This is a genomic window from Variovorax sp. 278MFTsu5.1, from assembly GCF_048305045.1.
Taxonomy (GTDB): Bacteria; Pseudomonadota; Gammaproteobacteria; order Burkholderiales; family Burkholderiaceae_C; genus Variovorax; species Variovorax guangxiensis.
In genome coordinates this window covers 3,010,837-3,027,700 of record NZ_CP157622.1, presented here as the reverse complement: position 1 = coordinate 3,027,700, position 16,864 = coordinate 3,010,837, and the positions used below count along the sequence as shown (strand labels likewise).

19 protein-coding genes are annotated in these 16,864 nt (G+C 68.0%); 10 read left to right on the top strand and 9 right to left on the bottom strand.

From position 1 onward, the window contains the following. Positions 1–4: 4 nt before the first annotated feature. On the top strand, positions 5–634 hold the full coding sequence (locus ABL844_RS14060; protein ID WP_418131657.1) for a DUF1294 domain-containing protein: 630 nt from the start codon (positions 5–7) through the stop codon (positions 632–634). 7 nt (positions 635–641) lie between these two features. Here ABL844_RS14060 and ABL844_RS14055 read toward each other — a convergent pair whose 3' ends face one another. Then, positions 642–3,050 (bottom strand): YgiQ family radical SAM protein, encoded by a 2,409-nt coding sequence (locus ABL844_RS14055; protein WP_418131656.1) that lies wholly within the window; start codon positions 3,048–3,050, stop codon positions 642–644. Between the two features lie 167 nt (positions 3,051–3,217). Between ABL844_RS14055 and ABL844_RS14050 the strand changes: the two genes are divergently transcribed. Beyond that, positions 3,218–4,159, top strand: a complete 942-nt coding sequence (locus ABL844_RS14050) for a bifunctional helix-turn-helix transcriptional regulator/GNAT family N-acetyltransferase (protein ID WP_418131655.1) — start codon at positions 3,218–3,220, stop codon at positions 4,157–4,159. Positions 4,160–4,264: 105 nt separating this feature from the next. Here the strand turns inward: ABL844_RS14050 and ABL844_RS14045 are convergent, their stop codons facing one another. From ABL844_RS14045 to ABL844_RS14030, 4 genes are all read right to left on the bottom strand, one after another. Next, the gene (locus ABL844_RS14045) at positions 4,265–5,047 is read right to left on the bottom strand and encodes a 3-hydroxybutyrate dehydrogenase (protein WP_019653083.1); all 783 of its coding nucleotides are present in this window, start codon (positions 5,045–5,047) and stop codon (positions 4,265–4,267) included. Between the two features lie 58 nt (positions 5,048–5,105). Next, on the bottom strand, positions 5,106–5,855 hold the full coding sequence (locus ABL844_RS14040) for an acetoacetate decarboxylase (RefSeq protein ID WP_126018890.1): 750 nt from the start codon (positions 5,853–5,855) through the stop codon (positions 5,106–5,108). 106 nt (positions 5,856–5,961) lie between these two features. Next, positions 5,962–7,182 (bottom strand): patatin-like phospholipase family protein, encoded by a 1,221-nt coding sequence (locus ABL844_RS14035; protein WP_418131654.1) that lies wholly within the window; start codon positions 7,180–7,182, stop codon positions 5,962–5,964. A gap of 64 nt (positions 7,183–7,246) precedes the next feature. After that, complete coding sequence (locus ABL844_RS14030) at positions 7,247–7,696, bottom strand: CHRD domain-containing protein (RefSeq protein WP_126018886.1); 450 nt, start codon at positions 7,694–7,696, stop codon at positions 7,247–7,249. A 116-nt stretch (positions 7,697–7,812) separates the two neighbouring features. Between ABL844_RS14030 and ABL844_RS14025 the strand changes: the two genes are divergently transcribed. Next, positions 7,813–8,370: a DUF924 family protein gene (locus ABL844_RS14025; RefSeq protein ID WP_418131653.1), complete on the top strand. Its 558-nt coding sequence runs from the start codon at positions 7,813–7,815 to the stop codon at positions 8,368–8,370. Positions 8,371–8,392: 22 nt separating this feature from the next. Here the strand turns inward: ABL844_RS14025 and ABL844_RS14020 are convergent, their stop codons facing one another. Continuing rightward, entirely contained in the window at positions 8,393–9,316 is a 924-nt protein-coding gene (locus ABL844_RS14020; RefSeq protein WP_126020367.1) for a YihY/virulence factor BrkB family protein, read from the bottom strand. 75 nt (positions 9,317–9,391) lie between these two features. On the opposite strand from ABL844_RS14020, the gene ABL844_RS14015 reads away from it, so the two are divergent. The 4 genes from ABL844_RS14015 to ABL844_RS14000 are packed head-to-tail and all read left to right on the top strand — an operon-like array spanning position 9,392 to position 12,045. Then, the gene (locus tag ABL844_RS14015) at positions 9,392–9,961 is read left to right on the top strand and encodes a chromate transporter (RefSeq protein ID WP_184638541.1); all 570 of its coding nucleotides are present in this window, start codon (positions 9,392–9,394) and stop codon (positions 9,959–9,961) included. Then, complete coding sequence (locus ABL844_RS14010) at positions 9,958–10,557, top strand: chromate transporter (RefSeq protein WP_418131652.1); 600 nt, start codon at positions 9,958–9,960, stop codon at positions 10,555–10,557. Before ABL844_RS14015 ends, ABL844_RS14010 begins: the two co-directional genes overlap by 4 nt. Positions 10,558–10,594: 37 nt before the next feature. Next, positions 10,595–11,569, top strand: coding sequence for an aldo/keto reductase (locus ABL844_RS14005; RefSeq protein ID WP_369658448.1), 975 nt, complete (start codon positions 10,595–10,597; stop codon positions 11,567–11,569). After that, positions 11,569–12,045, top strand: coding sequence for a DUF3237 domain-containing protein (locus ABL844_RS14000; RefSeq protein ID WP_418131651.1), 477 nt, complete (start codon positions 11,569–11,571; stop codon positions 12,043–12,045). The genes ABL844_RS14005 and ABL844_RS14000 overlap by 1 nt, the downstream gene beginning before the upstream one ends. 263 nt (positions 12,046–12,308) lie before the next feature. On the opposite strand, the gene ABL844_RS13995 is transcribed toward ABL844_RS14000, so the two are convergent. After that, complete coding sequence (locus tag ABL844_RS13995; protein WP_126018874.1) at positions 12,309–12,830, bottom strand: GNAT family N-acetyltransferase; 522 nt, start codon at positions 12,828–12,830, stop codon at positions 12,309–12,311. 52 nt (positions 12,831–12,882) lie between these two features. Here ABL844_RS13995 and ABL844_RS13990 point away from each other — a divergent pair, with 52 nt between their 5' ends. From ABL844_RS13990 to ABL844_RS13980, 3 genes are all read left to right on the top strand, one after another. After that, positions 12,883–13,485, top strand: a complete 603-nt coding sequence (locus ABL844_RS13990; RefSeq protein ID WP_418131650.1) for a helix-turn-helix domain-containing protein — start codon at positions 12,883–12,885, stop codon at positions 13,483–13,485. Between the two features lie 129 nt (positions 13,486–13,614). Next, positions 13,615–13,785 (top strand): hypothetical protein, encoded by a 171-nt coding sequence (locus tag ABL844_RS13985; RefSeq protein WP_019653095.1) that lies wholly within the window; start codon positions 13,615–13,617, stop codon positions 13,783–13,785. Positions 13,786–13,887: 102 nt separating this feature from the next. Then, positions 13,888–15,084 (top strand): NAD(P)/FAD-dependent oxidoreductase, encoded by a 1,197-nt coding sequence (locus ABL844_RS13980; RefSeq protein ID WP_418131649.1) that lies wholly within the window; start codon positions 13,888–13,890, stop codon positions 15,082–15,084. Here ABL844_RS13980 and rlmB read toward each other — a convergent pair. After that, positions 15,081–15,827, bottom strand: coding sequence for a 23S rRNA (guanosine(2251)-2'-O)-methyltransferase RlmB (gene rlmB, locus ABL844_RS13975; RefSeq protein ID WP_093201517.1), 747 nt, complete (start codon positions 15,825–15,827; stop codon positions 15,081–15,083). The genes ABL844_RS13980 and rlmB overlap by 4 nt on opposite strands. A 45-nt stretch (positions 15,828–15,872) precedes the next feature. Next, positions 15,873–16,856 carry a hypothetical protein gene (locus ABL844_RS13970; protein WP_418131648.1) on the bottom strand — a complete coding sequence of 328 codons (984 nt, stop codon included), beginning with the start codon at positions 16,854–16,856 and terminating at the stop codon, positions 15,873–15,875. Positions 16,857–16,864 lie beyond the last annotated feature (8 nt).

Here is a 16,864-nt window from a genome sequence, read left to right as displayed (position 1 = left end):
GGCGATGAAACGCCAGGGCACGCTCGTTCGATGGGAGAAGGACCGGGGCTTCGGCTTCATCCGCTGTCCCGAAATCTCCGCCGACGTGTTCGTGCACCTGCGCGACTTCTCGGAACGTGGCACCGCGCCGCAGGTCGGCATGCGGCTGGACTTCGAGGAGATCCATGTGGGCGGCAAGGGGCCGCGCGCGGTGGCGGTCCGAGCAGCCGGAGCACAGCAGCAGCGCCCGCAACGACGCCAGCAGCAGCAACCGCAACGTCGCTCTCCCCGTTCAGCCTCGTCCTCGCTGCCGATGGCGCTGCTGCTCGCCGGGTACGCCGCGCTGCTCGGCTACGGCGTGTGGACCGGGCGAATCCCGCCGATCGCGCTCGGCGTGTTGCTGCTGCTCAGCCTGCTGACCTTCTTCGTCTACGGCTTCGACAAGAACGCGGCTCAGGCGGGCCGCTGGCGTACTGCGGAGAACACCTTGCACCTGCTATCGCTGGCCGGCGGCTGGCCGGGCGCGTGGATCGCGCAGCGGCTGTTCCGCCACAAGGTGAGCAAAACGAATTTCATGGCCATCTACTGGGCCACCGTGCTGGCGCACATGGCGGCCGTCGGAGCCTGGGTCGGCAAGCTCGTGCCGACGCTGTAGGCGCCGCTCAGCGCGGCTTGCGGATGTTGCCGCGCACCGGACCCGCGGGCTTGCGCCCGGCCGTACCCGCGCCCGAGCCGTTGTCGCGCGGCGGCAGGCCGGTGTGCTGCGTGAGGATGCGGCCCTTCGAGGGCTTCACTGGCGCCAGCTTGACGGGGGCCGACTTGGCGGCCGGCGCGCTCGTCGAATTCTTACGCCGCGCGCTGGTGTAGCCGCCATCGGTCAGTGGCTGCCAGGTTGGGATGAGGTGGTGCTTGCCGTTGCCGATCAGGTCGGCGCGGCCCATCGACTTCAGCGCCTCGCGCAGCAGCGGCCAGTTGTTGGCGTCGTGGTAGCGCAGGAAGGCCTTGTGCAGGCGGCGGCGCTTGTCGCCGCGCACGATGTCCACCGTCTCGCTCTCGCGCGTGATCTTGCGCAGCGGGTTGCGGTTGGAGTGGTACATCGCGGTGGCCGTGGCCATCGGGCTCGGGTAGAAGGTCTGCACCTGGTCGGCGCGGAAGCCGTTCTTCTTGAGCCAGATCGCGAGGCTCATCATGTCCTCGTCGCTCGTGCCCGGATGCGCGGCGATGAAGTACGGGATGAGGTACTGCTTCTTGCCCGCCTCGGCCGAGTACTTCTCGAACATCTGCTTGAACTTGTCGTAGCTGCCGATGCCGGGCTTCATCATCTTCGTGAGCGGGCCCTGCTCGGTGTGCTCGGGTGCGATCTTGAGATAGCCGCCGACGTGGTGCTGCACCAGCTCCTTCACGTACTCGGGCGACTGCACGGCCAGGTCGTAGCGCAGGCCGGAACCGATCAGGATCTTCTTGATGCCCCTGAGCGCGCGCGCCCGGCGGTAGATCTTGATGAGCGGGTCGTGGTTGGTGTTGAGGTTCTGGCAGATGCCCGGGTACACGCAGCTCGGCTTGCGGCAGGCGGCCTCGATCTCGGGCGACTTGCAGCCGATGCGGTACATGTTGGCCGTGGGGCCGCCGAGGTCGGAGATGGTGCCGGTGAAGCCCTTCACCGAATCGCGGATGGCCTCGACCTCCTTGATGATCGAGTCTTCCGAGCGGCTCTGGATGATGCGGCCCTCGTGCTCGGTGATCGAGCAGAAGGTGCAGCCGCCGAAGCAGCCGCGCATGATGTTCACGCTGAAGCGGATCATCTCCCATGCGGGGATCTTGGTCGCGCCGTCGTGGCTGCCGTTCTCGTCGGCGTAGCGCGGATGCGGGCTGCGCGCGTACGGCAGGTCGAACACGTGGTCCATCTCGGCCGTGGTCAGCGGAATGGGCGGCGGGTTGATCCACACGTCGCGCGCCGTGGTGCCTTCGCCGTGCGCCTGCACCAGCGCGCGGGCGTTGCCGGGGTTGGTCTCCAGGTGCAGCACGCGGTTGGCGTGGGCGTAGAGCACCGGGTCTGCGCGCACCTGCTCGTACGACGGCAGGCGGATCACCGAGCGTTCGCGCGGCGGCACCTTGGTCTTGCCCTTGCCCTGCAGCGCAGGGTTGGGCACGAAGGTCAGCGGCTTGATGGCGGGGTTGACCACACTGCCGAGGACAGGCGAGCCGGCGGCTTCGGCGGCCTTCGCCACCGCCTCGGCCTCGTCTTCCTTCGCGCAGGTGGCGCCGTTGGCCTTGGCCTGGTCGGACACCATCAGGTACGGGTTGACGTGCGCCTCGACGCGGCCGGGCTCGTCGACGCTGGTGGAGTCGATCTCGAACCAGCCTTCGGGCGTCTCGCGCCGCACGAAGGCGGTGCCGCGCACGTCGGTGATCTGCTGCACCGGCTCCCTGGCGGCCAGGCGGTGCGCGATCTCGACGATGGCGCGCTCGGCGTTGCCGTACAGCAGCAGGTCGCACTTGGCGTCGACCACGATGGAGCGGCGCACCTTGTCCGACCAGTAGTCGTAGTGGGCGATGCGGCGCAGGCTGCCTTCGATGCCGCCGAGGATGATCGGCACGTCGTTCCAGGCTTCCTTGCAGCGCTGCGAATACACGATGGCCGCGCGGTCGGGGCGCGAGCCGCCGACGTCGCCGGGGGTGTAGGCATCGTCGCTGCGGATCTTCCGGTCGGCCGTGTAGCGGTTGATCATCGAATCCATGTTGCCGGCGGTGACGCCGAAGAACAGGTTCGGCTTGCCCAGCACCTTGAAGGGCTCGGCACTCTGCCAGTCGGGCTGCGCGATGATGCCGACGCGGAAGCCCTGCGCCTCCAGCATGCGGCCGATCACTGCCATGCCGAAGCTGGGGTGGTCGACGTAGGCGTCGCCCGTGACCACGATGATGTCGCAGCTGTCCCAGCCGAGCGCTTCCATCTCCTTGCGCGAGGTCGGCAGGAACTTCGCCGTGCCGAAACGGGCCGCCCAGTACTTGCGGTAGCTGGTCAGCGGCTTGGCGGCACGCGCGAAAAGGGAGACGTCGACGGGGGCGTTCATCGGTGGGAGTTGACAGCGCCGCGGGAGCGCCGTTGTGGGCAACCCTCGATTTTAGGGTTTTCCACCATGCCTGTCGCCCCGTGTGACCTGTGACCGGACTTTCCCGAAGGACTCATGCCCCGCCAATTTGATTGCCAAAGTCAAATAACTGAATGACAATGGCAACCATGTCCACATCTTCGCCGCCCATCGATACCGCTGCCGTCAAGGCGGTCCGGCAGTTCAACCGCTTCTACACCCGCCGCATCGGCGCCTTGGACCCCTACCTTGGCAGCGCCATGTCGCTGACCGATGTACGCGTGCTGTACGAGCTGGCGCACCGCGAAATGCCCGTCGCGAGCGAGATCGGGCGAGACCTCGGGCTGGACGCCGGCTACCTCAGCCGCATCCTGCGCCGCTTCGAGAACGAGGGCTGGCTGGTGCGCGAGCCGCATCCGCGCGACGCGCGCCAGAGCGTGCTGCGCCTGACCGACGCGGGCCATGCCGCGTTCGCGCCGCTGCAGCAGAAATCACGCGAGGAGGCTGCCGCCCTGCTCGCCACGCTCGCACCTGCGCAGCGCCAGCAGCTGGTGCACGCCATGGGCACGGTGCAGTCGCTGCTCGACCCCGAGGCGCCGCCCGCGAAGCCACAGGCTGCCGTCCTGCGCGACCCCGGCCCCGGCGACATCGGCTGGGTGGTGCAGCAGCACGGCGAAATCTACGCACGTGAATACGGCTGGAACAGCACCTTCGAGGCGCTCGTGGCGAGCATCGCAGGCGAGTTCCTGCTCAAGTTCCAGCCCGAATGGGAGCGCTGCTGGATCGCCGAGCTCAATGGCGAGCGGGTCGGCTCGATCTTCGTGGTGCGCAAGTCGGCCACGGTGGCGCAACTGCGGCTTCTCATCCTCACGCCCGGCGCGCGCGGGCTCGGACTGGGCGGCAAGCTGGTGGACGAGTGCATCGCCTTCGCGCGCCTGAAGGGCTACCGCAAGATGGTGCTGTGGACCAACAGCTGCCTGCTGGCCGCGCGCGGCATCTATGCCAGCCGCGGCTTCGAGCTCACAGGTTCCGAGCCGCATGAGGGATACGGCACGCCGCTGGTGGGCGAGACCTGGGAGCTGAAGCTGTAGTGCCAGGAACACCGCGGAACCGGCTTTGCCGGGCCGCCGGTGTTGCCCCCGGTAGGGGGTTGGCGAAGCGACACGAAGTGCGCGCAGCCTGGGGGCGAGCAAAAGTTATTGCATGAACCAGCCGTGGCTCACTACCAGCGACTGCCCGGTCAGCGCATTCGTCGGGAACCCTGCGAACAGCAGCGCCACGCGCGCCACGTCTTCCGTGGTCGTGAACTCGCCGTCGACCGTCTCCTTCAGCATCACGTTCTTGATGACTTCCTGCTCGGTGATGCCCAGCGTCTTCGCCTGTTCGGGAATCTGCTTCTCGACGAGCGGCGTGCGCACGAAGCCCGGGCAGATCACGTTGGCGCGAACGCCGTGCTTGGCGCCTTCCTTCGCGACCGTCTTGGCCAGGCCGATGAGGCCGTGCTTGGCCGTCACGTAGGGCGCCTTCAGCAGCGAAGCCTCCTTGGAGTGCACCGAGCCCATGTAGATCACGCTGCCGCCGCGGCCCTGTGCGTACATGTGCTTCAGGCACGCCTTGGTGGTGAGGAAGGCGCCGTCGAGGTGGATGGCCAGCATCTTCTTCCAGTCGGCGAAGCTGAACTCCTCCACCGGATGCACGATCTGGATGCCTGCGTTGCTGATGAGGATGTCGATGCCGCCGAAGGCCGCGGCGCCCTCTTCCACCGAGGCGTTGACCTGGTCTTCGTTCGTCACGTCCACGCCCACGCCGATGGCTTGCGCGCCAGTGGCCTTGAGCTCGGCCGCGGTGGCGTCGGCCGCTTCCTTGTTGAGGTCGGCGATGATGATCTTGGCGCCTTCCTGCGCGAACAGGATGGCGATTTCCTTGCCGATGCCGCTGGCCGAGCCGGTGATGTAGGCGACCTTGTCCTTGAGTTGCATGGTGATGTCCTTGAGGGTTGGGGTTGGAAAGCCGGCGACCTGAAGCCGCCAGCAAGAATCAGGCGAGGTAATCGTGTTCGACGGTGCCAAGCGCGAGCGTCATGTCGGCGATGTAGTGCACTGCCGATTCGACCTTGCGCACCGGCAGATCGGCAACCGGCGCGAGCGCATGCGGATGCAGTTCGAGCGAGCCGGGGCCGCCCCACGCGCCGTGCAGCGTCACGTCGACCATGTGATAGCGCACCAGCTCGCAGATGCGCGCCGTGCCGTCGACGTGCGGAATGATCTTCAGCAGGAAGTTCGGCTGCGCGATGCCCGCCAGGATGGGCGCGGGGTCGAGCGTGCGGTGCTTGAAGCCCATCGTGGCCTTGGCCACGCGCACCTTGCCGTAGTCGAGCGTGCCGACCACCACGTCGGTCTCGTAGTCGAGCACCGGCGAGGCGAGCTTCTTCGGAAAGCCCCAGAGCTCGCGCCCGCCGGCAATGGGCGGATGGTCGTTCAGGTACATCGCGTGCACGTACGCGCCCTTCTCCACGCCCTTGGCGGTGCGCAGCTGCACCGGGATGACCTGGCCCGACTCGGTGTAGTCGCCGAAGCCGGTCGAATCGGGCATGCGGATGAATTCGTACTTGACCAGCGGCTCGACCACTTCGAGCGGCTCGGGCACCACCGCGCGCAGGGCGTCCATGTCGGTGCGGTACGTGATGATCAGGAATTCGCGCCTGATGAAGCGGTAAGGCCCTGGCGGAAAGGCCGGACTGGTCAGCGGCATCGCGAATGCCGTTCGTCGCACGTCTTCAATGTTCATGATGCAAACATTTCCTCCTGGTGAAGCTGAAGCGGTGAAATGACGGCCCAGTCTCGCGCTGGTTTCTTAGCCGGGGCTGAATCGCCGCGCGACTCGGCCCGACAAGTCAGCGCGACAACCCCGGCCGCTTGACGCGCCCCGAGCCGTGCTCGCCGAGGTCGAAGGTGGTCACGCCGTTGACCGTGGCGTCGGCGCGCAGCGTCTCCGGGTGCGCCAGCGTCACGCGCATGTCGCGCGCGCCGGCCTCCCAGTGCTCTTCCACCGCGGCGCGCGAGAACTCGTAGTCCTTCGACTCCAGCTCGTAGGGCTTGTCGCGGTAGATCAGGTGGAAGATGTCGATGGGCTCGTGCGTGAGCTGCGACTGCACCTCGTGCACGCTCGGGTCGTTGCGCAGGCTGGCGGGCAGCTTGGAAATCAGGTCGGCGATCGCCTGCTGCAGGTTCATGTTGGCGGCCAGCGCGTCGGTGTTCATGCGCGTGCGGCTCGAGTAGGTGATGTCCTTCTGCCGCTCCAGCACGCCCGCCATTGTGCGGGGCATCTCGCCGCGCGCGTTGAACAGGTCGACCTGCAGCACCACCAGCGGCTCGTTGCGCGGGTGCGTGTCGAGCACGTACTGCAGCGGCGTGTTCGAGACGATGCCGCCGTCCCAGTAGTCGTCGCCGTCGATGCTCACCGGCGCGAAGCCCGGCGGCAGCGCGCCGCTGGCCATGATGTGCTCGGGCCCGATGCACTGGCGCGTGTTGTCGAAGTACACCGAGTTGCCGGTGCGCACATTCACCGCGCCCACGCTGAAGCGGGCCTCGCAGGCGTTGATGCGGTCGAAGTCGACGAGCCGCTCCAGCGTGGACCTCAGCGGCGAGGTGTCGTAGTAGCTCAGAAGCGGCGCGGCGCCGCCCATCAGGAAGGCTGGCGAATAGCGCGGTTCGAAGAAGCCAGGAATGCCCACCAGCGAGGCCATGGTGGCGCTGTACTGGTTCTGCGTGGCCCGGTCGCCCAGCCACGAAGGCAGTCGCTGCGAAGGCCCCGAAGACACGAGGTGCCAGAACTCGCGCAGCCGGTCGACCCTGTTTTCCTGCGCGTTGCCCGCGATCAGCGCTGCATTGATGGCGCCGATGGAGACGCCCGCGATCCAGTGCGGCTGCAGCTCGGTCTCGCTGAGCGCCGCGTACACGCCGGCCTGGTAGGCGCCGAGCGCGCCCCCGCCCTGCAGCACCAGCGCCTTGCGGGCGGTGCGCATGTCCTCGCGGCGCGAGGCGAAGGGGTCGAGGGGCTTCCTGGAAGCGGTGGAGGCGGCACGGGTTTTCTTCTTCGGTGGTGTCGTCGTCATGCGTTCATTTGACACCACCCCCGAGACACAAACCTGACCAGGGGTTGTTGCCCCTGGAACGATTTCACATCTTCGGCAGCATCTGCCCGCGGATCTCGCCGCCCGGATTCGCGGCCGTATGGATGTTGGCGTACCACTTGCCCGCCGACAGGTCGGCCGCCTGTGCCGGCGTGAGCGTGGCCTGGCCCTCGATCGGGCTGGCCGGGTTGGCGAAAGGCAGCACCACGCCGGCATTGGCGCCCGCCGCGGCCGGGCCGTGGAAGTGCGCCATGGTGGCCGGGCCGCTCAGGCCGGAGTAGGTGATCTTGTACTTGAGCACGTTGGTGTCGCGGTTGAGCCAGGCCTCGGCCATGCCGGTGCCGCGCGTCATGTTCGGCGGGACTTCGCTGGCCGCGTTCATCGCACCGCTGAAGCTCGCGACGTTCGACTTCGACATCATTCCGCAGCCGGCCAGCGCGGCGCTGGCAACGCCGGCGACGAGAGCCGCACGCAAAAGAGAGCGATATTGGGTCATGAGCTTGATCTCCTGGTTGTGAAAGCGTCCACAGCATAGGCAGCTCCCTGGGCCCTTTCCTGTCGGCCATCGCCCCGACTTGGCCCGGCGTGCACAACCTGAAAGAGAATGTGTCGATGACTTCTTCAGCCCCTGCAGTCCCTTCGGCCCGCGACGTGGTCGGTTTCTGGAGCGAAGCCGGCCCCGAGCGCTGGTTCGCCAAGGACGACGCCTTCGACGCCGACTTCATCTCCCGCTTCGCCGAAGCCCACCAGGCCGCAGCCCGCGGCGAACTCGACCACTGGGCGGCCGATGCCCAGGGTGCGCTGGCCCTGCTGGTGCTGCTCGACCAGTTCCCGCGCAACGCCTGGCGCGGCAATCCGCACATGCTGGCCACCGATGGCCGGGCGCTGGCCGTGGCCAAGGCCGCGATCGAGGCGGGCTTCGATCGCCAGTGCGAGCCCGTGCTGCAACGTTTCTTCTACCTGCCCTTCATGCACTCGGAAGTGCTGGCCGAGCAGGAGCGCTCGGTGGAGCTCAACGCCGCGCTCGACGACAACACCCAGCGCTTCGCCGTGCTGCACCGCGACATCGTCGCGCGCTTCGGCCGCTTTCCGCACCGCAACAGGATGCTGGGGCGCGCCAGCACCCCGGAAGAACAGAAGTTCCTGGACGAAGGCGGCTTCGCAGGCTGAGCCGCCTGCAAGGCAGCGCCGGTCAGTCGTCGTTGTGCGGCAGCGGCGCTTCGCGCGTGGGGGACGGGTTCAGCTCGGGCAGGTCCTTCATGTCCTTCATCGAGCCATAGGTGCGCGCATAGACCCAGGTGAACTCCGCGCCCAGCAGGAAGATCTGCGCCGAGTAGTACACCCACACCAGCACCACCACCAGCGACCCCGCCGCGCCATAGCCAGAGGCCACGCTGCTCTTGCCGATGTACAGGCCGATCAGGTGCTTGCCCACGGTGAACAGCAGCGCCGTCACCGCCGCGCCCACCCACACGTCGCGCCACTGCACCTTCACGCGCGGCATGATCTTGTAGATCATCGCGAAGATCACCGTCACCATCGCGAAGCTGAAGACGAAGTTGACGACCTGCGCCGTCGTCTCCCAGGCGCCGAACATCGGCGACCACCACTTGCCCAGCGCCGCGAGCGCCGCGCTCGCCACCAGCGACACCATGAGCAGGAAGCCGATGCCCATGATCATGCTGAACGACAGCAGCCGCACGCGCAGCATGTTGAACAGCCCCTTGGTGTTGGTGCGCGCCGGCGCGCGCCAGATTCGGTCGAGCGCATCCTGCAGTTCGCCGAAGACCGTGGTGGCGCCGACCACCAGCAGCCCGATGCCGACCACCGTGGCCACGATGCCCTCGGTCGGCTTGTTCACGGCCTTGAGCATGCCCTGCACGGCGGCCGCGCCCTGCTCGCCCATCAGGCCCGAGAGCTGCGCGAAGATCTCGCCGCGCGCGGCCTCCTGCCCGAAGACCAGGCCCGCCACAGCGATCACGATCAAGAGCAGCGGCGCGATCGAGAACACCGTGTAGTAGGCCAGCGCCGCGCCCATACTCGGAGCGTAGTCGTTGGACCACGAATTGAAGGCCCGGCGGCAGAGATCGAAGAGCGCGCGCAATTGCGTGACCATTTGCGTGACCATGCTGGAATGTCCTCCGTGAAACGCTTGAAGCAGCTGGATGCCCGCCTACGATAATCGCTCGACATGCAACCGTCTCCCCCCGCAGCCCATCCCCAGTCGCCGCGCGACCTTTTTGTTTCGTTCACATGGCTCGCACTGCAGGGCTTCGGCGGGGTTCTCGCCATCGTCCAGCGCGAGATGGTCGAAAAGAAGAAATGGCTCACGCCCGAGCAGTTTCTCGAGGACTGGGCCGTGGCGCAGGTGATGCCGGGGCCCAACGTGATCAATCTTGCGCTGATGATCGGCGACCGCTACTTCGGCCTGCGCGGCGCACTGGCGGCGGTGGCGGGCATGCTGACCATTCCACTGGTGGTGATCCTCGCGCTGGCCGTGCTGTACGCGCACTACGCCGGCAACCCGCAGGTGGCGGCCGCGCTGCGGGGCATGGGGGCGGTGTCGGGCGGGCTCATCGCCGCCACGGGCGTCAAGCTGGTGCCCCAGCTGCGCAAGCACCCGCTGGGCTTCGCGACCTGCCTGGTCATCATGGCGCTGGTGTTCGTGGCCATCGCGGTGCTGAAGATTCCGCTGGGCTGGGTGCTGCTGGTGGTCGGCGGCGTGGCCTGCATCTGGACCTGGAAGAGGATCGCCCCATGACCATCGCGATGCAATGGCACGACTGGCTGGCCCTCCTCGGGCAGTACATGCTGCTGTCGCTGCTGTCGATCAGCGGCGCCATCACCACGGTGCCCGACATGCACCGCTACCTCGTCACGCAGCACGGCTGGCTCACCGATGCGCAGTTCAGCTCCTCGGTCGCCATCGCGCAGGCCGCCCCCGGACCCAACGTGCTGTTCGTGGCGCTGATGGGCTGGAACGTGGGGCTCAACGCGGGCGGCGGAATCGGCGCCGGGCCGCACGCCTGGGTGCTCGGCCTCTTCGGACTGCTGGTCACGATGCTGGGCATCATGCTGCCGAGCACCACCCTCACCTACTTCGCCACCCGCTGGGGCCACCGCAATCGCACGCGCCGCGAGGTTCGCGCCTTCAAGCAGGGCATGGCGCCCGTGGTGGTCGGGCTGCTGATCGCCACCGGCTGGGTGCTGGCGGCAGGAAACCATGCCGGCGATGCGCCCGCGTGGCACCTGTGGCTGCTCACCGGCGCCGCCGCGCTTATCGTCTGGCGCACGCGCGTCCATCTGCTCTGGCTGCTCGGCGCCGGGGCTGTGCTGGGCGCCGTGGGCTTCGTCTGACCGTTCTTCCTTCCCCTTTCATCAGGAACACATCGACATGTCGCAACTTCGCCCGCTCGGCCGCTCCGGCCTCCAGGTTTCTCCGCTCGCCTTCGGCGGCAACGTGTTCGGCTGGACCGTCGACGAGGCGGCCTCGTTCAAGCTGCTCGATGCCTGGCTGGACGCCGGCTTCAACTTCGTCGACACCGCGGACGTGTATTCGGCATGGGTGCCGGGCCATACCGGCGGCGAGTCGGAGACCATCATCGGCAAGTGGCTCAGGCAAAGCGGCAAGCGCAACCGCGTGGTTCTGGCCACCAAGGTCGGCAAGCCGATGGGCGAAGGCAAGGTGGGCCTCGCGCCCAAATACATCCGCGAAGCCGTCGAGGCCTCGCTCAAGCGCCTGCAGACGGACTACATCGACCTCTACCAGTCGCACGACGACGACGCCAGCACCCCGCTGGAAGAAACGCTCGGCGCCTTCGACAAACTGATCAAGGAAGGCAAGGTGCGCGCGATCGGCGCGTCGAACTACACGGCGCCGCGCCTGGCCGAGGCGCTCGACGTGTCGGAGCGCCTGGGCATCGCCCGCTACGAGAGCCTGCAGCCGCTGTACAACCTGTACGACCGCGCGGTGTTCGAGGACGAGTTGGAGCCGCTGTGCATCAAGCGCGAAGTGGGCGTGATCAACTTCTACGCGCTGGCGGCCGGCTTCCTCACCGGCAAGTACCGCACCGAGGCCGATGCGGCCAAGAGCGCGCGCGGTGCCAACACCACGAAGAAGTACCTCAACGAGCGCGGCCTGCGCATCCTCGACGCGCTCGACAAGGTGGCCCAGCAGTACAACGCCAAGCCGGGCCAGGTCGCCATCGCGTGGCAGATCGCGCGCCCGGGCGTGACGGCGCCCATTGCCAGCGCGACCTCCGTCGCGCAGCTCGAGGAACTCGTGGTCGCGACGCAGCTGAAGCTGGACGCAGGCACCATCGAGATGCTCGACCGCGCCAGCGCCGAGACCGCTAAGCCCGCAGCCTGATGAGCGCGTTCGATTCCATCGCCGCCCCCACGCTGGAGCATTTCGCCGACCTGCGCATCGAGGTGGGCGTGCCACAGGTGCTGGGCAACAGCCCGCGCGGATTGCGCCGCGTGGTGCCGATCATCGGCGGCGAAGCCATCGGCCACGGGTGGCGGGCGCGCGTGCTGCCGGGCGGCAGCGACTTCCAGCTGATCGTGAGCGACACGCTCTCGGAACTCGACGCGCGCTACGGTCTGGAGACCGATGCGGGCGACCTGGTCTACGTGCACAACAGCGCAATGCGCAGCGCCCCGCCCGAGGTGATGGGCAGGCTGCTGCGCGGCGAGCCGGTCGACCCGTCGCAGGTGTACTTCCGCTGCAGCCCGCGCTTCGAAACTGCCTCGGCTTCGCTGAAATGGATCAACGAGCGCATGTTCACCGGAGCCGGCGTGCGCCATCCGGCCGAGGTGGTGATGCGCTTCTTCGCGCTGAATTAGGGCCTGTTCACACTATTTCCGGGGTCGCGTTGGTGCTCCAAGGGGCTGGATGCAAGGCGCCCGTGCGCAGCAAGGCTGGCGCCTTGCAAGCGCGGGCAACGCCGCAGACGGCCCCTTGGAGCACCAACCCTGCGGGAAGGGCAGCCAGGGCGGGCCACTCGGCGTTGCACTCCTAGCGTGTGCGCATGCACACGCGTCGTCGCGCGCCTTGATTGGCCCGCCCTGGCTGCCCTTCGCGACCCCGGAAATAGTGTGAACAGGCCCTAACCGTCGACGGGGTTCAGCGGCGTCGAGAGGATGCGCTGATAGAAGGCCACGTCGAGCCAGCGCCCGAACTTGAAGCCCGCCTGGCGCACCGTGCCCGAGTGTTCGAAGCCCAGACTCTGGTGCAGCGCGATGCTGCCCGCGTTGGCCGCGTCGATGGCGCCGACCATCACGTGCACGTCGCGCGCCACCGCCTCGGCGATGACCGCCTCCATCAGCGTGCGGCCCAGTCCCTTGCCGCGGTACGCGCTGTCGACATAGACCGAGTGCTCCACCGTGTACTTGTAGGCGGGAAAGGCGCGGAAGCTGCCGTAGCTCGCAAAGCCCAGCAGCTTGCCGCTCTCGTCCTCGGCACCGATAACCGGGAAGCCGTTGGCGCGCTTGGTGGCGAACCACGTGACCATGTTCTCGGGCGTGCGAGGCTTGTAGTCGTACAGCGCGGTGGAGGTGACGATGGCCTCGTTGAGGATGGCCAGGATGGCGGCGGCGTGGGCTTCTTCGGTGCAGGAGATGAGACGCATGGTGCTGGCCTTCGTTGAAATTTTGTTCAATATAGGAGAATAATAATCTCATATGAGAAACGACTCATCTCCTGATCCATCCCCCGCCGAAGTTTCCGGCCAGAACATCGACCTGCTCATCGCCACCCGCCTGCTGGCGCTGCGCCAGTCGCAGGGGTTGAGCCTCGCGGACCTGGCCGAACGCTCGGGCGTGAGCAAGGCCATGATTTCCAAGGTGGAGCGCGCCCAGAGCAGCCCCACGGCCGTGCTGCTGGGCAAGCTGGCCGCCGGGCTCGGCGTGCCATTGGCGCAGTTGCTGACCGAGGAGAAAGGGCAGCCGAAGCGGCTGCGCACGCGCGCCGAGCAGGAGGTGTGGCGCGACCCGCAGGCCGGCTACCTGCGGCGGCAGGTAGCCGAGCGCCAGGCGGGCAGCGGCGTGGAGATGGTCGAGATCGAGCTGCCGCGCTCGGTGCAGGTCGACTACCCACGCTGGAGCGGCAAGCCATACCGGCAATGCCTGTGGATGCTCGAAGGCGAACTGCGGGTGGACTACGGCGACGAGCGCTTCGAACTCGCACCGGGCGATTGCCTGGACTTCGGCGTGGACCGGCCGCTGGTCTTCAAGGCGCTGGGGCGCGGCGCCTGCCGCTATCTGCTGGTGGCAAGCCCGGAATAGCCTACGACGCGCGAAATCGGCGTACCCACGCGGTAGGCAGGCTCCCACATGCACATCCGGCGCGCGCCGGTGCTGCGGGCGGCCTCGTCCTGAATACTGCAAGGCATCCAGACTTTCGGAGGAACGACGATGTCTTTCGCGCTTTACATGATCGGTTTCCTGATCTTCCTGGCCGGCGTCGCATGGGGCGCCTCCGTGGCCGGCGTGCCCACGCTCTACATCGGGATCGGTGCGGTGATCCTGCTGGGCATCGGCATCTTCAGCGCGGTGGGCCGCACGCGCGGCAAGGACCCGTCCTGAGCGTCCTGAGTTCACGCGGGCTTCACGCCGCCCGCACAGAGGGCCGCTAACTTCGCAGCGCGCCGCGGCAAGCGGTGCGCATTGCTTCAAGTCAGCGGCCCCATGCATACATCACCAAGCCTCTTCGCTCCGCTTCTTCCCTCCGCCGCTTCGACGGCGCCCGCACCGGCCTCTTCCGCCGGCAGCGGCACGGGCCACATCAAGGTCGACCTGCTCGTCGTCGGCGCGAGCTTCGCGGGCCTTGCCTGCGCCAGGGCCGCGGCACTCGCAGGCCTGAGCGTGGTGGTGCTGGAGAAGAAGACCGCCGCGGGCACCAAGCTTCACACCACCGGCATCATCGTCAAGGACGCGGTCGACAGCGTGCCCTGGCTGTCCGAGGTGCCGCCCGAGTTGGTGCGGCGCATCGAGGGCGTGCGGCTCTATGCCCCCGACATGCACCACGTCGACCTGCATGCGCCGGGTTACTGGTTCTGGGCCACCGATGCGCCCGCCCTGCTCGACTGGATGGTGGACTCGGCCCGGGCCTGCGGCGTCGACGTGCAACTCGGCACGCTGTTCGAGCAGGCGCTGTGGCTCAATGGCCGCTGGGAAGTGCCGCTGACGCGCGGTCCCTGCATCACGGCCACATATCTTGTCGGCGCCGACGGCCCGCATTCGCGCGTCGCGAAGGCACTGGGCCTGTCGCGCAACACGCGCTTTCTCTATGGCGTGGAGCACGAATACCAGGGCGCGAGGATGGCGCCCGACCTGCTGCACTGCTTCATCGACCGCAAGCTGGCGCCCGGCTACATCGGCTGGGCGCTCGAAGGCGTGGGCGTGAGCCAGATCGGGCTGGCGCGCCGCGTGGGGCACGGAGACCCGGGCGCGCTGAAGCTCGATCCGCTGCTTCGCAAGATCGCCCCGGCAGTTACGCCCGGCGATGCGCCGCCGGTCGCGGTGCGCGCGGGAATGATCCCCTGCGGCGGCGTGCTGCCCGTGGTGGCGCGCGAACGTGCGCTGCTGGTGGGCGATGCGGCGGGCATGGTGTCGCCGGTGACCGCAGGCGGCATCCACACCGCCCTGCTGCACGGGCAGGGCGCAGGCGAGGCGGTGGCGCGCTTCATCCGAAGGGAAGCGGGCGATCCGGCCACGTGGTTCGTGCGCGGGTATCCGGGCTTCAGGCTCAAGCGCGCACTGCGCTGGGCCTTCGACCACTTCCAGAACGACTGGATGTTCAACCACCTGCTCGGCACGCCGCAGATGCGGCGGGTGGCGGAACTGGTCTATTTCCACCGCAAGGGTGGATCGCCGGGGAGCTAGGCGCTGCGCTGGCGCAGGGCCTCGTACAGGCACACGCCGCTGGCCACCGAGACGTTGAGGCTCTCGACCGCACCCGCCATCGGAATGCTCACGAGCTCGTCGCAGGTCTTGCGCGTGAGCTGCCGCATGCCCTCGCCTTCGGCGCCCAGCACCAGCGCCAGGGGGCGCTTGAAGTCGCTCTGGTAGATGGTGCCCGGCGCGTCGTCGCTGGTGCCCACGCACCAGATGTTGCGCTCCTTGAGCTCGTTCAGCGTACGCGCGAGGTTGGTGACCATGAAGTACGGCACCGTCTCGGCCGCACCGCTCGCCACCTTGGCGACGGTGGCGTTGATGCCGGCCGCGTGGTCCTTCGGCGCGATGACCGCGTGCGCGCCGGCACCGTCGGCCACGCGCAGGCAGGCGCCGAGGTTGTGCGGATCGGTCACGCCGTCGAGCACCAGCAGCAGAGGCACGGTGCCGGCCTCTTCGAGGCCTTCGAGCAGTTCGTCGAGGGAGCGGACCTGGGCCACGGGCTCGACCCGCGCCACCACGCCCTGGTGGCCGTGGCTGCCGCTGAGCTTGGAAAGCCGCGCGCCGTCGGCCTCGATGAGCCGAACGCCTGTTTCCTGCGCGCGGGCCAGGAACTGTTTCATGCGCGCATCGCGCCGGCTGGCGTCGAACAGCACTTCGAGCACCGACTTGGGCGCGGTCTTGAGGCGCACGCCCACGGCATGGAAGCCGAAGATCACTTTGGGGGAAGACATCCGTGGATTATCCCTGCCCCCTCGGGGCCGGCCCCACCCGCCCGCTCAGGCCAGCGGCAGGCCGCTGAGCGCGCGGGTGCGCTCGTCGTGCAGTTCCTGCACCGCCAGCGCCCTCGGATGCACCTTCGCGGCGTTGCCCACGCTCTCCAGGTACTGGCAGGCGGCGTGCCCCTCGGCCGCCTTCTCGTAGCGCGCGATCCAGGCATCGCGCGCGGGCAGCTTGTCGGGCGACACCGGCCACACGCCCGGACGGGGCCGCATGTGGTCGCCGATGCCGACGCGCCAGGGCTTGGCACTCAGCCGGGCGCGAAAGCAGTTCTGGTTGCGGCACATGCGCGCGTAGACCTTGTCGACGCTCAGGGCGTGGAAGCAGTCGGCCACCGCCATGTCGGACGGGTTGAACACGTCGTGCATCGCCAGCAGCCGGAAGCCCGCCGGCGTGCGGTAGATGCGCAGGTTCCAGTCGGGATGCTGCTGCATGAAGCGCGCGATGCGCTCCGCGGCCCGCTTCTCGGGTGCCGGGTTGCCGCTGTGCTCGCCGCGCTTCTTGCGCTGGCCGATGACCCAGGCCACGGCGAAGACCACGATGCCCGCGATCAACCCGCCCAGCCAGGTCCTGGCGGCCCAGCCGCCGACCACGCCCGCGATCAGTGCAGGCACCAGCGCGAAGCCGAACACGCTGCCGCGCAGGGGCTCCTCGAAGTCGATGTCGACGAAGAGCACGTCGGGCGTGTTGAGGCAGCGCGCGCCGTAGCCGTTGCGGGTGACGACGGTATCGCCGTGCCGCTCGACGATTTCCTCGCGGATCGGCACGCCCTCGGCACCGTTGTAGGCGAGCTTGCGTTCGCGGCGCTCGAGCTTCTCGCCCTTGTGGGCGATGCGGTCGAAGGCGTCGCGGGTGCGCTGGTCGGCGTGCGCCTGTGCCGCCACGGGGCTCTCGTCGGACCAGCCGTAGCGCCGCACGGTGATCTGCTTGCCGGCCACGCGCTCCTGGATGCGGCCTTCGGCCCAGTACTGGGGAACGATCATCGATTTGT

Excerpts from the sequence above, each read along its gene's own strand:
- ABL844_RS14060 (WP_418131657.1), top strand. The coding sequence starts at position 5 with ATGAAACGCCAGGGCACGCTCGTTCGATGGGAGAAGGACCGGGGCTTC.
- ABL844_RS14055 (WP_418131656.1), bottom strand. The coding sequence starts at position 3,050 with ATGAACGCCCCCGTCGACGTCTCCCTTTTCGCGCGTGCCGCCAAGCCG.
- ABL844_RS14050 (WP_418131655.1), top strand. The coding sequence starts at position 3,218 with ATGTCCACATCTTCGCCGCCCATCGATACCGCTGCCGTCAAGGCGGTC.
- ABL844_RS14045 (WP_019653083.1), bottom strand. The coding sequence starts at position 5,047 with ATGCAACTCAAGGACAAGGTCGCCTACATCACCGGCTCGGCCAGCGGC.
- ABL844_RS14040 (WP_126018890.1), bottom strand. The coding sequence starts at position 5,855 with ATGAACATTGAAGACGTGCGACGAACGGCATTCGCGATGCCGCTGACC.
- ABL844_RS14035 (WP_418131654.1), bottom strand. The coding sequence starts at position 7,182 with ATGACGACGACACCACCGAAGAAGAAAACCCGTGCCGCCTCCACCGCT.
- ABL844_RS14030 (WP_126018886.1), bottom strand. The coding sequence starts at position 7,696 with ATGACCCAATATCGCTCTCTTTTGCGTGCGGCTCTCGTCGCCGGCGTT.
- ABL844_RS14025 (WP_418131653.1), top strand. The coding sequence starts at position 7,813 with ATGACTTCTTCAGCCCCTGCAGTCCCTTCGGCCCGCGACGTGGTCGGT.
- ABL844_RS14020 (WP_126020367.1), bottom strand. The coding sequence starts at position 9,316 with ATGGTCACGCAATTGCGCGCGCTCTTCGATCTCTGCCGCCGGGCCTTC.
- ABL844_RS14015 (WP_184638541.1), top strand. The coding sequence starts at position 9,392 with ATGCAACCGTCTCCCCCCGCAGCCCATCCCCAGTCGCCGCGCGACCTT.
- ABL844_RS14010 (WP_418131652.1), top strand. The coding sequence starts at position 9,958 with ATGACCATCGCGATGCAATGGCACGACTGGCTGGCCCTCCTCGGGCAG.
- ABL844_RS14005 (WP_369658448.1), top strand. The coding sequence starts at position 10,595 with ATGTCGCAACTTCGCCCGCTCGGCCGCTCCGGCCTCCAGGTTTCTCCG.
- ABL844_RS14000 (WP_418131651.1), top strand. The coding sequence starts at position 11,569 with ATGAGCGCGTTCGATTCCATCGCCGCCCCCACGCTGGAGCATTTCGCC.
- ABL844_RS13995 (WP_126018874.1), bottom strand. The coding sequence starts at position 12,830 with ATGCGTCTCATCTCCTGCACCGAAGAAGCCCACGCCGCCGCCATCCTG.
- ABL844_RS13990 (WP_418131650.1), top strand. The coding sequence starts at position 12,883 with ATGAGAAACGACTCATCTCCTGATCCATCCCCCGCCGAAGTTTCCGGC.
- ABL844_RS13985 (WP_019653095.1), top strand. The coding sequence starts at position 13,615 with ATGTCTTTCGCGCTTTACATGATCGGTTTCCTGATCTTCCTGGCCGGC.
- ABL844_RS13980 (WP_418131649.1), top strand. The coding sequence starts at position 13,888 with ATGCATACATCACCAAGCCTCTTCGCTCCGCTTCTTCCCTCCGCCGCT.
- rlmB (WP_093201517.1), bottom strand. The coding sequence starts at position 15,827 with ATGTCTTCCCCCAAAGTGATCTTCGGCTTCCATGCCGTGGGCGTGCGC.
- ABL844_RS13970 (WP_418131648.1), bottom strand. The coding sequence starts at position 16,856 with ATGATCGTTCCCCAGTACTGGGCCGAAGGCCGCATCCAGGAGCGCGTG.